Raw genomic sequence first — 14,440 nt, forward strand, 5'->3', positions numbered from 1 at the left:
TTGATCATACGCAACGTCTCGTCTACGAAAGTGAACATAGGATGTGAACCATGTCCGCGCATCGAGAGGGTCCGGTTCGCAGTGAAGCGGCCAGGGTCGCCGTTCTCGAGGCGACCGCACGCCTGTTCGGAGTGCGCGGATATGACAACCTGACGATGGAAGGGGTGGCAGCAGAAGCCGGGGTCTCGAAACAGACCATCTACCGCTGGTGGCCGTCGAAGGGTGCCCTTGTCGCCGACTGCCTCTTGGAAGGCCTCCTGCTCCCCGATCGGCTCACTCCTCCGAACACCGGCGACGTGCACGCGGACTTCGTCGCCTGGCTCGGCGAGGTCTTCGCTGTCCTGGAGCAACCGGGCGGAGAGGGCCTGATCCGCTCACTCATCGCGGCGGCGGCAGAGAACGCCGACGTTGGACGGAGACTGCACGAGAGCCTCGGCGCGAAATCTTCCGTCACCGCACGTCTGCAGTCCGCTGTCGAGATCTCCCAGCTCCGCAGTGATGCACCGTTGGACGAAATGGGCGAGGCGCTGGTCGGTGCGGTCATCCTCCGCGCGCTCAGCCGCGCCCCGGCCGAGCCGGGAATCGCAGAACGGCTCGTCAGCGCGGTGCTGGGTCAGCCGCCGACGAGACCGAGCTGATAGGCGAGGATCACCGCCTGCACCCTGTCGCGCAGCTCGAGCTTCGCCAGGATGCGCCCGACGTGGGTCTTCACCGTCGACTCTGAGAGGAAGAACCGCCCGGCCAGTTCGGTGTTCGAAAGCCCCTCGGCAATTGCCAGGAACACCTCGCGTTCACGCTCGGTCAGCACCGCGAGCCGATCGGTCTCGTGTTCTGTCGAAACCGGAGAGGGGAGCTTCGAACCGAACAGCTCCAGCATCCGTTTGGTCACCCGTGGTGAGACGGATGCCTCGCCGGAGCCGACCGCGCGGATGGCGGCCATGAGTTCGGCCGGTTTCGCATCCTTGAGCAGGAACCCGCTCGCACCCGCTCGCAACCCGCCGAACGCGTACTCATCGAGGTCGAACGTGGTGAGGATGATGATCCTGCTCTCCGGCCGCTCCGCGGTGATGCGCCTGGTGGCTTCAATGCCGTCGATGCCCGGCATGCGCACGTCCATCAGGATCACATCGGGTTGCTCCCTGGCGGCAAGCGCGATCGCCTCTGCGCCGTTGCCGGCCTCGGCGACCACATCGAGGTCGTCTTCGGCGTCGAGCACCATGCGAAAGCCCATTCGCAGCAGCACCTGGTCGTCGACCAGCATGATCCGGATTGCGCTCATTCGTCGAGTTCTCCTTCATCGTGCGGATCGGGGTCGTCTTCGATCTGGAGCGTCGCCCTCACCAGCCATCCCCTGCCCGGTGCGGCACCGGCCTCCAGTGTGCCGCCATAGAGCGCGACGCGTTCCCTCATGCCGATGAGGCCACGACCGGAACCGTGCGATGGCACGCCAACGCGGCGGCGACCGTCGTCTGCGACGGTCACGGAGACGTCACCCTTTCGCGCATTCACCCGCACGGTGACCTGCGTCGGCTGGTCGGCATAGCGCAGCGCATTAGTCAGCGACTCCTGCACGATGCGGTAGATCGTCAGCTGGATGCCGGGGCTCTCCGGCATGCGGCCAGTCGACTCGATCCTGGTCGGCAATCCCGCGGACCGGAACGACTCGACGAGGTCGGCGAGCTCTGCCGTGCCCGGTTGCGGGGCGAGCAATACGGGTTCGGCAACGGATGCCGCGGGGCGGCCTTCGTCGGCGGCCTCGTCAGTGGCCTCGTCAGCGGCCTCGTCAGTGGCCTCGTCGGCGGCCTCGTCAGTGGCCTCGTCAGTGGCCTCGTCAGTGGCCTCGTCAGTGGCTGCATTCGACGTGTTCGGCACCGGTTCGTCGCTCAACACACCCAGCAGCCTGCGCATCTCGGCCAGGGAACTGCGGCCGGTCTGGGCCACTTCGCGCATCGCCGCGCGAGACCGCTCCTGGTCTTTGACGGCGATGGCGTCTGCACCGTCGGCGAGCGCCACAATCACCGAGAGGCTGTGCGCGATGATGTCGTGCATCTCGCGGGCGATACGGGAGCGCTCGGTGATGCGGGCGAGCTGCGCCTGTTGGTCACGTTCCCTGGCGAGCTGGGACGCGCGGTCGATGATGGCAGCGACGTAGCGCTTGCGGTTGCCGATGTTGATGCCGATCAGCGTGGCAATCAGCAGCGCGATCGCATACTGGATCGACACGGCCGGCCACGGATCGCCTGGCCCCGGCTGATTGACGACGGAACCGATGATGCCGAACGAAACGGATGCCGCGAGGCCGATCCAGGCGCTGCGGACGCCGACGTATACGGCGACCGAATACAGGGCAATCATGACGGGAATGAACCCGTTCTGTGACTCCGCCTGAAAGCCGAACACAAGACCAAGCCAGGTGATCGCCAAGACGAGCACCGGTCTGCGTCGGCGGAACAGCAGTGCCGCACCGGCAACACAGATCAGCACAGCATCCAGCAGCACCTCTAGCGGACCGCTGACCTCTCCCACCGACAGCGCCGAGAGGAGGCCGACCATCATCGGCACGAAATACAGGCCGGCGACGATTGAGTCTGCCAGCCACGGATGCCGCGCCCAGAACCGCCGGATCACCCCTGGAGGCGTGGGCAGGCGCAGGTCTCCCCCGGGCGACGCCTGTCGCTCGGGGGAGATTCTGGGCTTCGTCATGGTGTGGACTCTACTGTGTGCTTCGGATGGTGACTGAGGCGCACGCCACCCCGTGCTTGGGCCGGTGCTTATGCGTCGCGTCGTTTCAACAGAATGGCCGCCCCGGCGAGGCTGACGGCCAGCCAGCCGAGCACGATGAGCAGGTTCTGCCATGGTTCGAACGACTCCGGTCCCATTCCGCCCAGCCCCATGATGCCCATACCGGCATTCGAGATCGTGTACGGCAGCAGGTCCATGGCCCACTGCGCCGGGATCATTCCCAGGACGATGGGAAGCAGCAGCACCACACCGAGTGCGGCTGCAATGCCACCGGCGCTCGACCGAAGGATCGTACCGATTCCGAGCGACACGACGGAAAGCAGCGCGAGGAAGAGCGCCCCACCGAGCAGTGGCAGGATCACCGCGCCGTCGAACAGGTTGGCGCTCAGGCCATCCTGCGCCATAATCGGCGAGGCCACCAGGAATGACCCGACCGTTGCGACCACCCCAACAACGAACGTCGTCACGAACAGCACCGCAGCCTTGCCCCAGAGCGCGCCGAGCCGCCCTGGTGCGGCGGTGAGCGTCGACTTGATCATTCCGGTGGAATACTCGCCGCTGATCACCAGCACACCGAGCACGGCAACGACCAGCTGCCCGAAGAACACACCGAACGTCGACGCTTGAACGAGTAGACCGGCCTGCTCGTCGACGGCCAGCGACGCACCGCCTTGCAGGTCGAGCGCCATCGACATGATGGCGGCCATGCCGAGTGAGATGAGCACAACCATGGCGTACGACCAGGCAGTCGAGCGCACGCTCCACAGCTTGATCCACTCTGAGCGGAGGATCCCGCCGAAGGTCAGACCAGAGCGGGAGCCCGCCGGAATGAACGAGGCCCTCGCCTGCGCCGGAACCGGTGCTGCCGAGTGTGAGTGTGTTGTCGTGGTCATCGTGATACCTCCTGCAATGCTGGGCCCGTCGCATCCGTCGCCGCGGCACCAGCCAACGCAGCTGGCTGCCCGGTGCGGTACTCGACGTCGTTCTGGGTCAGGTTCATGTATGCCTCTTCGAGCGAAGCGGAGAGGGTGGTCAGCTCGTGCAGCACAATGCCGGCGCGGGCGGCCTGGTCGCCGATCTCGGGCGCAGTGACGCCAACGATCTCAAGCAGGTCCTGCTCGATATTGGTGACCGTCACGTCGGGCCGGGCGAGCAGGGTGGCCAGGTGTTTGGAGTGTGGGCTGCGCACCCGTACCGTGCTGCTGGTGGCGCGGCTGATGATGTCGGCGACCGGGGCATCCGCGATCACCCGGCCGCGGCCCAGCACGATGATGTGGTCTGCGGTCTGGGCCATCTCGCTCATCAGGTGCGAGGAGAGCAGCACCGTGCGGCCTTCGGCGGCAAGCTGGCGCACCAGGTGGCGCACCCACTGCACGCCTTCCGGATCAAGTCCGTTGACCGGCTCGTCGAGAATCAGGGTGGCCGGGTCACCGAGCAGTGCAGCGGCGATGCCGAGGCGCTGGCCCATTCCGAGCGAAAAGCCGCCGACCCGCTTGCGGGCGACCGATTCGAGGCCGGTGAGTTCGATGACCTCGCGGACGCGGCTGGCAGGGATGCCGTGGGTCGCCGCCATCGCCAGCAGGTGATTGTTTGCCGAGCGGCCGGTGTGCACGGCCTTGGCATCGAGCAGAACACCGACCTCGCGAAGTGGGGCACGGTGCTCGCGGTAAAGCTTGCCGTTGACTGTCACCTCGCCCTCGGTCGGACGATCGAGCCCGACGATCATGCGCATGGTCGTCGACTTGCCCGCGCCGTTCGGGCCAAGGAAGCCGGTGACCTTTCCCGGTTGCACCGTGAAGTCGACGCCGTCGACCGCCGTCTTCTTGCCGTATGTCTTCGTCAGGGACTGTGCCTGAATCATCCGTTTTCCTCTTTCACGTCGCTGGTGATTGGCTCTGGTGGGGCCGGCTGGGAAGCCTGCCAGCGGCCCCACTCATGACGTTACGAGTGACGGATGACGCGGCGCGTCCGTCGCGAGGATGTTTGTGCCGGGCGTCGCCTCATACCCAGGTATGACAATGACGCGGCAGTGCGGTCCTGCGGTGGTGGCACGGCCGTGCGAGCGCCGGCGCCGGTGGCCAACTCAGGAGATCCGGCACCGGCCGGCCGGCGTATCCGCGAACCAGTGCGGCGCCCAGCGGATGCCGCACGAAATCTCCTGAGTTAGCCACACTGGGTCGATGAACAGGTCGACGCAAAGGGACTGCGCCGCAGGAGCTACGAGACTGGCTACTTCTTGCGCGCGGACTTCTCGGCGACCGGCGCGGTGCCGGATGCCCGCTGCGCCCGGTAGTACTCCCGCGCCTCTTCCTGGCGCTCGCGCTCGATGCCGCTCGTGATCGGGGCGCGCAGGTGCTCCTGCGTGTAACCGAACGCGTCGACGAGATCCTGCGCGTGCGGCCGGATGCGGGCGATCAGTCTGTCGATGTACGCGGTGATGGCCTGTGCCCGCTGTGCGGAGAGCCGCCCGTGGATCAGGTACCAAGCCAGGTGCTTCTCCACCAGGCCGAGCCCGAACAGGTCGCGCAACCAGGTCAGTACCTGCTTGGTGCCCGCGTGGTCCGTGCTCTCGACTGCCCGCGTGAATGACTCCCACTGCAACAGCTCACCGTGCGCCCTGGCCGCTTCGATCAGCTCGTTCTGGTGGGAGTTGAACAGGTCGGCTGCCTCGTGTTTCGGTAGCTTGCTTGCGGCTCGAAGCTCTCCCGCCACCTCCGCGATCATCGTCTCGACGCGGTCAGTGAGCAACTCCCGCTGCACATTCGTCTCGCGTAGCGCCTCGACCGAACGAGCCGTCGAACCGAAGTCGGCCACGGTCTGCGTCAGACGACGAAGGCCAGTGCCGTGGTACGCGCGATCCGCCGCCTGCTTCACAACGTACCGAGCCAGTGCGCCTGCGTCGGCCTTGGCGAACTGCTTGCTGTAATCGGTGAGCAGACGCTTCGCGACCAACTGCAGCAACACGTTGTTGTCGCCTTCAAAAGTGACATAGACGTCGAGGTCGCTTCGCAGCCCGACCAGCCTGTTCGCCGCCATGAAGCCGGCTCCGCCACAGGCCTCGCGCGCCTCCTGCAGAGTGTCGAGCGCGTGCCAGGTGGAGAGCGGCTTGAGGGCCGCTGCCAACGTCTCGAGGTCTTGACGATCGTCATCCGTGTCGGCCTTGCCGCTGAAGACCTCGTCGAACTTCACCAGGAATTCGTCGTGCGCGAAGGTCTGCGCGTACGTGGTCGCCAGGCGCGGCAGCAGGCGGCGCTGGTGGCGCTGGTAGTCGAGGATCACCTCTTCGTCGGTGTCGCTTCCGGCCGTGAACTGGCGACGCTGGCCACCATAGGTGATCGCGATGGTGAGGCCGAGAGCGGATGCCGCGGTGGCGGCGCCGTCGAGTGACACCCGGCCCTGCACCAGGGTTCCGAGCATCGTGAAGAAGCGCCGGCCCGGGCTCTCAATCTGGCTGCTGTATGTGCCATCGACCGCGACGTCACCGTAGCGGTTGAGCAGGTTCTCGCGTGGAATACGCACGTTCGTGAAGTGAAGACGGCCATTGTCGATGCCGTTCAGGCCACCCTTCAGTCCGTCGTCCTCTCCACCGATGCCAGGCAGGAACTCGCCGGCGGCATCCCGGATCGGCACGTAGAAGGCGTGCACACCATGGTTCACGCCCCGGGTCACGAGCTGCGCGAAGACCACAGCCGCGATGCCGTCGTTCGCCGCGTTGCCGAGGAACTCCTTCCACGCCGCGGTGAACGGGGTGTGGATGACGAATTCTTCGGTCTCTGTGTCGTAGGTCGCCGTCGTGCCGATGCTGGCGACATCCGACCCGTGGCCGATCTCGGTCATCGCGAACGCCCCAGGCGTCTTCAGGCTCATGATGTCTGGCAGCCAGGCTTTGTGGTGATTCTCGGTGCCGAGGTGAAGCACGGCTGCGCCGAACAGGCCCCACTGCACTCCGCCCTTGATCTGCAGGCTGGGGTCGGCGATCACCAGTTCTTCGAACCCGGCGATGTTGCCGCCGTGGTCGTCTGCTCCACCGAGCTCCTTCGGGAAGGCGCGGTGCACATGGCCGTTGTCGGCAAGCGTCTGGAGCTGCGTGAACACGCGAGCGCGGTGGTCTTCCATCGACAGGCCGTCGATGCGCTGCATGTCCGGCCGCGCGCTGACTTCACGCGCCGCGATACGGATGTCTGCCCAGGTTCCGAGGAGTTGGCGGCCGAGCGATGGCAGATCGACGCGGGGAGCCGTCGGGTCGCCGGCGATCTTGATCGGGCCGGTGTCGACGCTCGGGTCGAGCGAGGTGGAACTGCCACCGGCCGTGCTCGGGCTGGGCGTCGTTGCCGGCGTCTTGCTTGCCGGCGTCTTCTTCGATCCGGAGCGCTGGGCGGTGTCAACCATCGTCGGTCCTCTTCTGTCGCGCGAATACGGGGGTCTGCCTCCACGCTAGGGGCGGACGCTCAGGTGTGGAAATAGTGCGTGAACCGGCTACAAAGGAGCATGCCGGGTCCGCATCCGTTCTGTAGGTTTCCACAGGCGGAGCTAGTTCCGGCATGCTGTCGTCGACAAATCCCGCCGCTTCATCCGAATTCGACGGAGATCATGCCCGAAAGGGACTGATTTCGAGCGGATGAGGGGCAACACTCGGGAATGTCCGTCGATATCGGAAGGCACGAGATAGGGCGCGAGGCTGAGGGGCGCGAGTTTGAGGGGCGAGTTTGAGGGGCGCGGTACGGTCGACGCGGCGCGGTAGTCTCGCGGGATGACTCGGTATGCGGCGTTGTTGCGAGGCGTGAATGTCGGCGGCATCAATCTGAAGATGGCCGACGTGAAGACGGTATTCGAGAACGCCGGCCTCGAGAACGTGAAAACGGTGCTCGCCAGCGGCAACGTGCTCTTCGATTCGGATGCCGCGGCATCCGTTCTGAAGCCAAAGATCGAGGCGGCCATGCGCGACCGGTTCGGCTACGAGGCCTGGGTGCACGTGCTGGGCCTCGCGGCCATCGAGAAGATCGTCGACGCCTTTCCGTTCGACGCCGAGCGCGAGGGCTGGCACCCCTACGTGATCTTCACGCTCGACCCGGTGCTCGCCGCCGAATTGCTCGCTCTGCAGGCTTCCCTCGGCGAGGCGGAGGAAAGCATCCGTGGCAGCGATGGCGTCATCTATTGGACCGTCGAACGGGGCAACACCCTCGGCAGCGTCTTCGCCAAGCAGACGGCCAAAGCCCGGCACAAGGCGACCACGACGACACGCAATCTCCGGACCCTGCAGAAGTTGCTGACCTCGCGCTAGTCAACGCGCCTATTCGACGCGCCTATTCGACGCGCCTATTCGACGCGCCTATTCGACCGTCGCCGAGGCGCCGGAGGCCACGACCTCAAGCAACTGCTCCCCGTAGGCCTCGAGCTTCTTGGCGCCGATTCCGCTGATGCCGTCGAGGGCGGCGACGGATGCCGGACGCGCGAGCGCCACCGCGATCAGGGTCGCATCGCCGAAGATGATGTAAGCCGGCACGCCCTGCTCGCGCGCCTGGCCAGAACGCCAGGCACGAAGAGCCTCGAACAGTTCCTCCTGCGCCGGACTGAGGTCGGCGACTTTTGCCTTCGCCGCGCTCTTTGACCCGCCGGACCGCACCGGGCGATCAGGCTCGGTTCGCAGCTGCACGTTCCGTTGGCCGGAGAGCACCTCTGCCGCGGCATCCGTCAGCGTCAGCGTGCCGTACTCGCCGTGGGTGGCGAGGAGCCCCTGCGCGAGGAGCTGGCGCACGACGCCGCGCCACTGCTGGTCGCTGAGATCCTGGCCGATGCCCCAGGTGGAAAGCCGATCGTGGCCATGCTGGGTGGTGCGCGGCGTGACCTTGCCGCGGAGGATGTCGACCAGGTGCCCGGCACCGAACCGCTGGTTGCGCTCGCGCAGCAGGCGCACGATCGTGGAGAGGAGCTTCTGTGCTGGAACCGTTCCGTCCCAGGCCTCTGGCGGCACGAGGCACGTGTCACAGTTGCCGCACGGCTCGCTGGCCTGGCCGAAGTAGCGAAGCAGGTTGACCCGGCGGCAGTCGACGGTCTCGCACAGGGCGAGCATGGCATCGAGGTGGGCGGAGAGCTTGCGGCGGTGCGCGAGATCGCCTGGCGACTCATCGATCATGCGGCGCTGCTGCACGACGTCTTGAAGTCCGTAGGTCAGCCAAGCCGTCGACGGGAGGCCGTCGCGGCCCGCACGCCCGGTCTCCTGGTAGTAGCCTTCGACAGATTTCGGCAGGTCGATGTGCGCAACGAAGCGCACGTCTGGTTTGTCGATGCCCATGCCGAACGCGATGGTGGCGACGATGATCACGCCCTCCTCGCGCAGGAACCTGGCCTGGGTGCGCGCCCGCAGACCGGCGTCGAGTCCGGCGTGGTACGGCAGCGCATTGAGCCCGTTCGCCTGCAGGAACTCGGCCGTGGCCTCCACGGTCTTGCGGCTGAGCGCGTAGACGATGCCGGCGTCATCCGGATGCTCTGCACGGATGAAGGAGAGCAGCTGCTTGCGCGGCTCCGCCTTGCCGACGATGCGGTACTGGATGTTCGGCCGGTCGAAGCTCGCGACGAAGTGCTTCGCCTCCCCCAGCTGCAGCCGGGTGGTCAGTTCCTTGTGCGTGGCATCCGTCGCCGTGGCGGTGAGCGCGATGCGCGGAACGTCTGGCCAACGGTCTGCAAGCTCGGAGAGAGCCAGGTAATCGGGGCGGAAGTCATGGCCCCACTGCGACACGCAGTGCGCCTCGTCGATGGCGAAGAGGGCGATGGTGCCACGTTCGAGGAAGCGCTTGGTGGCCTCGGAGGAGAGCCGCTCCGGCGCGACGTAGAGGAGGTCGAGGTCGCCGGAGAGGTAGTCGCGTTCCACTTGGGCTCGGGTGGCGGCGTCTTGCGTGGAGTTGAGGAAGGCAGCGCGCACGCCGACCGCCGTGAGGGCGTCGACCTGGTCTTGCATCAGGGCGATCAGCGGCGAGATGACGACGCCGGTTCCCTCGCGCACGAGGGACGGGATCTGGTAACACAGACTCTTGCCGCCGCCGGTCGGCATGAGCACAACGGCGTCTCCGCCACCGACGAGTTGGTCGATGATCTCGGCCTGCTCGCCACGGAAGGATTCGTAGCCGAAGACTGTGTGGAGTGCCTCGGCCGGGGCGGCGAACTTCGCGGTTGCCCGCCGGGGAGTTGCGGTCGGAGGGTGGGGCTGGGTGGTGGCCGAGGTGCGGACCGGGGTGCCTGCTGGTGGCCGCGCGGTTGTGCCAGTGCCAGAGTGGTGGTCGTAGTCGGGCGGCGGCGGGGCGTCGAACTCGGCTGCGTCCAAATCTTCTGGTGGCACGAGTTCGTCTGGGTCCCACGGCATTTCGGCGTTCCAACTCACCGGGCAAGCCTACCCGCGGCCGCCGACGGTGACTCCCCGTGCAGCACGCCGCTCGCCCGCTGCATGACGTTCCCCCCGCGAGCATCGCGAGGCATTCCGTGGTGCGCGCCAGTAACGCGCGAATGCACCATGCGCGCGTGGCGCATTCGCGCGTAATTGGCGCGTCGCCAATGAAGGACAGGCCACGCAACGAGAATCCGTGGCTCGATTCGGGCACTCGGCTACCCCGGGCTACTCGCGCGGAGGGGCACCCGAGGCAGGCGGGCCAGCAGGGGGCGTCGGGCGCTTGCGCAACACCACCAGCAGGGTACCGAGCACCGCGAGCACCACAGCGCCGAGTGCAATGCCGATCCAGACGACGTCGGCCAGCGCAGCACCGGTGGGAGCGGATGCGTCGTCACCGGCAGCATCCGTCGCCTGATCGCCGGCCTGCCCGTCGCCGGCCTGCCTGTCGCCTGCCTGCCCCGCCGAATCGTCACCGGCAGAGTCCTGCCCAGTACCGCCGCAGTCCGGCGGGGTCGTCGCCCCCTCCGCCTGCTCCTGCGCGGCGTCTGGCTGCCAGGTGAACGTGTACTCGTCAGACACCGGATGACCATCCGTCGAGACAACCTGCCAGACCACCGTGTAGACGCCCGCTTCGCCGAGTTGCGCCTCGGTTTCGACCGTCGGGCCGAAAACGCTCGCGCAGCCGTCGCCGTAGTAGAGCGGCTCCGGAGCACCCTCCGGCCCACGCACCTGGATGGCGCTGCCCGAGCCTGCGCCGTCGAGATCCAGCAGGTTGTCGTTCGTCGTCACCGAGAAGGTCGCCGGCTGCACGGTGACGACGGAGTCGGCCTCAGGCGAGGTGGAGACGACGTAGTTGTGCGCCGACGCCGGGGCTGCGGAGAGCCCAAGCGCGGCGACAATCACGATCGCCCCGAACGCGGCCAGGCCGAAACTGGCGCCCAGGTTCTGGTGCGGAGTTCGAGAGGTTATGCGTCGCATGGCGGCAGCCTACGCGCTCGTCTTGCGGCGCGCGGTGACCGCGAGCACAATGCCGACAGCCCCGACCACCAGGCCGCCGATTCCGAGAACGCGGGCGAGAACGTCACCGGATGCGGCATCCGTTTCGGCCGCATTCTCCGCCACGGTCTCTCCGGAGTCTGCGCTCGCGTCGTGACCGTGTGCGTCATCGGTCGCCTCCGTCACAGTGATGACAGGCGCGGGGCTCTCCGGCTCTTCCGCGCCCTCTTCGGCGATCTCGTTCCAGTTCGTCTCGCCGACTTCGCAGGACTGCAGCACCGGGAAGGCAAGTGTCTCGCCGGCGGCGTCCGCCGGCAGCTGGAGGCTGAGCTCAACAGTGTCGCGGAACCCGTCGGCGAGAGGCGTCTTGGCGGTGTAGACGATCTGGCCGACGCGGGTGGTGATCTCGTTTCCGTGGGAATCCTTCAGCGGTTCGTCGAGGTCGACGTCAACCTTCGAGACGTCCCAGTTCGGGTTCACGGTGGGAGTGACGCTGGCGATCGACTCCGGGATGTCGATGGTCAGCGCGGTGGTGGCCGCGCCTTCACAGCCGTGGCCGAGTGAGAACGTGAGCACGGTGTACGAGCCAGCGGCCGTGGATGATGGCCCGACGCTCACGTGGGCGCTGGCCGACAGCGGGGCGGAAATGGCGAGCAGGGCGCCGGCCGCGATGGCGGATGCGGCGAGTGTGGTCTTTTGGAATTTCATGGTTTGTCCTTCAACGTGTGGGTGCACCGAGCGCCGTGTCTCGTGCGCCGGCAGGACGACGCCTGCGAGGTGATTCGGTGCGGTGGGGAAAATGGTCTGGTGAAGCCGTCGCCGGGAGGTCAGGCGACAGAAATCACCGGTGGCCCACGGTGCCGCATCGTGGAGAGCAACACCCCGAGATCGCGCGGTTCGAATACACATGCCGTGTTCGGAATACGTTGCATTGAGGCCGGAGCAATGGCCGTGAGCACCGGCGCAAAAAGTGAACGGATGACCAGGCGCGCGTTGGCGAAGAGACTCCAGAAGGCTGCTTCACCGTGGCGAAGCGCAACAATCGTGACCGCGGCGGCAACGAGGTGCGCAAGCCACATGCTTGCACCGTGACTGCCCGCGGCGTGCGCGGAAGCGATCGCTCCATCGGCCAGGGCTCCGTCAACGAGCGTGCCGGTGACGGTCGCGTGCTGGTGCGCGCCCGTCGCGGCCGCATCCGTTGCCGTTGCCGCTGCCGCTGCTGTGCCGGGCTGGAGAAGGCCGCCTGGCGCGCCCAACGAGAAGAGCCCGTGGAGGATCAGCTGGCTGGTCAGCACCGAGATGATGACGCGCCACAGCGAAAGCGTGCGGCCGGACAGGCCGATGCAGACGATTCCGGCGAAGGCGAGCGAAACAATGACGGCAAGTGCGCCAGGGGCTGCGCCACCGCCGAACGTGTGCGAGAGAGCAGCAACAAAAGTGGAGATTCCGGCGACGACCCAGCCGCGGGCGAAGCGTGCCCAGCGTGTGGTCATAGTTTCTCCTCGCAGGTGACGGTTCCACGTTACCGTCTGCTCAGTCTTACCGCTGCTCAGTCTTACCGCTGCTCAGATGGGCTCCGTCGTGAACCCTTCGAACATGTCACCAGCCACCGAACGTCGATCTAGTCGCTTTGCAGGCTCCGGCAGTACTTCAGCCCTGAAAGTCCTCTGGATCCACGTTCTCAAGAAACTGCTTGAACTCATCGAGACGCTGCTCGTCTTCCGCTTCGTCTTGCGTCGCGCCCCGGTCGACCATCGCGGCGGGAATCCCTGCCTCATCGAGAACCTGATCCGCTACGAAGATGGGCGCCGCAAACCGAACGGCGAGAGCGATGGCATCCGACGGTCGAGCATCGACGGTTCGCGGTCCGAAGGGTGTCGCCAAGGTGACTTCGGCGTAGAAGGTGCCGTCCTCGATGCGCGTCACCTCTATCTGCTCGACCTGTGCCCCCAGCGTGTCGAGCAGCGTCTTCATGAGGTCGTGCGACAGGGGCCGAGGTGCCTGCCCATCCGAGAGGCCGATGAGAATGGAGGTCGCCTCCTGCTCGCCGATCCAGATCGGAAGCACTCGCGCCTCGTCCGATTCCTCGGGCAACGGTGTGAGCAGGACGATGTGCTGCTGCAGGGCATCGAGGGCAACACCGAGAATGCGAACCTGAACCATGACGACTCCCGTCGAAGAATCGGGCGTGACACTCCCATCGTATGCCGGGTCATTTCTGCCAGCGTTAAGTCAGGATTCCTCGCGTTCGGTTCCCGCCCACTGACCAAGCCGGCACAGGTCTACGCCGCGGGGCGACGGCAGGCGATCAGTCCCCGTACTTCGCGACTAGTTGCGCACCGATTGTCGCGAGTTCGGCGATCACCGACTCGGGTTCGAGAACCTCAGCGTGAGCACCCCAGCCGGCGATCTGCCTGGCGAGAACGCCGGCCGTCGACGCGGCGACCCTCACGCGGGTGCGCCCGGAGTCGACCTCATCGTCGATGACAAACTGCCGACCGAACTGTTTGCGCAGCGTCGGCACCCAGGCGGAATCGACGACAACCAGCGCCCAGACGCCCGAGCGCTGCTCCTCGATTTCGCCGACCACGCGATCCCAGGCCGTGCCCAGCTCGAAGTCGTGCGGCCGTTCCGCCGCGTCATCCGTGACCGACACAGCAGTCACCCTGTCGACCCGATAGGTGCGCTGGCCGGCATCCGTTCCCCCGATCAGGTACCAGACATTGTTCTTCTCTGCCATACCCCACGGGTCGACGAGCCGTTCGGTCGGTTCGCGATTCCACGCCGCGTAGGTCAACCGCACCCGGCGTCGGCGCACGACGGCATCCTGAAGCAGATCCACCAGACCCGAAGGCTCAGGGTCGCGCGCACCCCAGCGCGTCGGGTCGATCACGACGGCGTCCGCCGCCGCCTCGGCGTCGGCCCTGAAGGTCTCTGGCAACGCACGCACCAGCTTGCGAAGTGCAGACTTCGCTTCAGGGTTGACGGATGCCGCCGGCCCGATGAGCAGGAACAGAGCGCGAGCCTCGCTCGAGTTCAGTCCGCTGAGATCGGTTCTGGAGCCGCCGAGCAGCGACCACCCTCCACCACGGCCGGGCCGCGGATACACCGGGATGCCTGCAGACGACAGCGCTTCCAGATCACGCCGAGCGGTCGCGACGGAGATTTCAAGTTCGGAGGCAAGTTCACCGGCGGTCACGCGACCGCGCGCCTGCATCAGCAGCAGGGTGGCAACAAGACGGTCGGCGCGCATATTTCCAGTATTCCCCACAAAGTAGTCACTGGATGAGCACTTTAGAGGAGCAGTATGGATTTATCACC

The 14,440-nt window shown here is 66.4% G+C and carries 13 protein-coding genes; 2 read left to right on the top strand and 11 right to left on the bottom strand.

Features of this window, described 5'->3' with window-relative positions; translation table 11 throughout:
- Window positions 1-50: 50 nt before the first annotated feature.
- Complete coding sequence (locus K323_RS0101190; protein ID WP_022883464.1) at window positions 51-638, top strand: TetR/AcrR family transcriptional regulator; 588 nt, start codon at window positions 51-53, stop codon at window positions 636-638.
- Here the strand turns inward: K323_RS0101190 and K323_RS0101195 are convergent.
- From K323_RS0101195 to K323_RS0101215, 5 genes are all read right to left on the bottom strand, one after another.
- Window positions 614-1,279 carry a response regulator gene (locus K323_RS0101195; protein ID WP_022883465.1) on the bottom strand — a complete coding sequence of 222 codons (666 nt, stop codon included), beginning with the start codon at window positions 1,277-1,279 and terminating at the stop codon, window positions 614-616. The genes K323_RS0101190 and K323_RS0101195 overlap by 25 nt on opposite strands.
- The gene (locus tag K323_RS28660) at window positions 1,276-2,703 is read right to left on the bottom strand and encodes a histidine kinase (RefSeq protein WP_022883466.1); all 1,428 of its coding nucleotides are present in this window, start codon (window positions 2,701-2,703) and stop codon (window positions 1,276-1,278) included. Before K323_RS28660 ends, K323_RS0101195 begins: the two co-directional genes overlap by 4 nt.
- Before the next feature lie 68 nt (window positions 2,704-2,771).
- The gene (locus tag K323_RS0101205) at window positions 2,772-3,635 is read right to left on the bottom strand and encodes an ABC transporter permease (protein WP_022883467.1); all 864 of its coding nucleotides are present in this window, start codon (window positions 3,633-3,635) and stop codon (window positions 2,772-2,774) included.
- Window positions 3,632-4,603, bottom strand: coding sequence for an ABC transporter ATP-binding protein (locus tag K323_RS0101210; protein ID WP_022883468.1), 972 nt, complete (start codon window positions 4,601-4,603; stop codon window positions 3,632-3,634). Before K323_RS0101210 ends, K323_RS0101205 begins: the two co-directional genes overlap by 4 nt.
- 368 nt (window positions 4,604-4,971) lie before the next feature.
- Complete coding sequence (locus tag K323_RS0101215) at window positions 4,972-7,131, bottom strand: acyl-CoA dehydrogenase family protein (protein ID WP_022883469.1); 2,160 nt, start codon at window positions 7,129-7,131, stop codon at window positions 4,972-4,974.
- A gap of 361 nt (window positions 7,132-7,492) precedes the next feature.
- On the opposite strand from K323_RS0101215, the gene K323_RS0101220 reads away from it, so the two are divergent.
- On the top strand, window positions 7,493-8,023 hold the full coding sequence (locus tag K323_RS0101220) for a DUF1697 domain-containing protein (RefSeq protein ID WP_022883470.1): 531 nt from the start codon (window positions 7,493-7,495) through the stop codon (window positions 8,021-8,023).
- Between the two features lie 48 nt (window positions 8,024-8,071).
- Here the strand turns inward: K323_RS0101220 and recQ are convergent, their stop codons facing one another.
- The 6 genes from recQ to K323_RS0101250 all read right to left on the bottom strand — a co-directional run bounded on the left by recQ (window position 8,072) and on the right by K323_RS0101250 (window position 14,372).
- Window positions 8,072-10,099: a DNA helicase RecQ gene (recQ, locus tag K323_RS0101225; protein ID WP_022883471.1), complete on the bottom strand. Its 2,028-nt coding sequence runs from the start codon at window positions 10,097-10,099 to the stop codon at window positions 8,072-8,074.
- A gap of 249 nt (window positions 10,100-10,348) precedes the next feature.
- Window positions 10,349-11,101: a copper resistance CopC family protein gene (locus K323_RS23570; RefSeq protein WP_022883472.1), complete on the bottom strand. Its 753-nt coding sequence runs from the start codon at window positions 11,099-11,101 to the stop codon at window positions 10,349-10,351.
- A 9-nt stretch (window positions 11,102-11,110) separates the two neighbouring features.
- Window positions 11,111-11,827 carry a YcnI family copper-binding membrane protein gene (locus K323_RS0101235; protein ID WP_022883473.1) on the bottom strand — a complete coding sequence of 239 codons (717 nt, stop codon included), beginning with the start codon at window positions 11,825-11,827 and terminating at the stop codon, window positions 11,111-11,113.
- A 119-nt stretch (window positions 11,828-11,946) separates the two neighbouring features.
- A complete protein-coding gene (locus K323_RS0101240) occupies window positions 11,947-12,612 on the bottom strand; it encodes a hypothetical protein (RefSeq protein WP_022883474.1) in 666 nt (221 codons plus the stop codon).
- Between the two features lie 157 nt (window positions 12,613-12,769).
- Complete coding sequence (locus K323_RS0101245; protein WP_026851082.1) at window positions 12,770-13,282, bottom strand: bifunctional nuclease family protein; 513 nt, start codon at window positions 13,280-13,282, stop codon at window positions 12,770-12,772.
- Window positions 13,283-13,427: 145 nt separating this feature from the next.
- Window positions 13,428-14,372, bottom strand: coding sequence for a helix-turn-helix transcriptional regulator (locus K323_RS0101250; protein WP_022883475.1), 945 nt, complete (start codon window positions 14,370-14,372; stop codon window positions 13,428-13,430).
- Window positions 14,373-14,440 lie beyond the last annotated feature (68 nt).

Source organism: Glaciibacter superstes DSM 21135, from assembly GCF_000421145.1.
Lineage (GTDB): Bacteria > Actinomycetota > Actinomycetes > Actinomycetales > Microbacteriaceae > Cryobacterium > Cryobacterium superstes.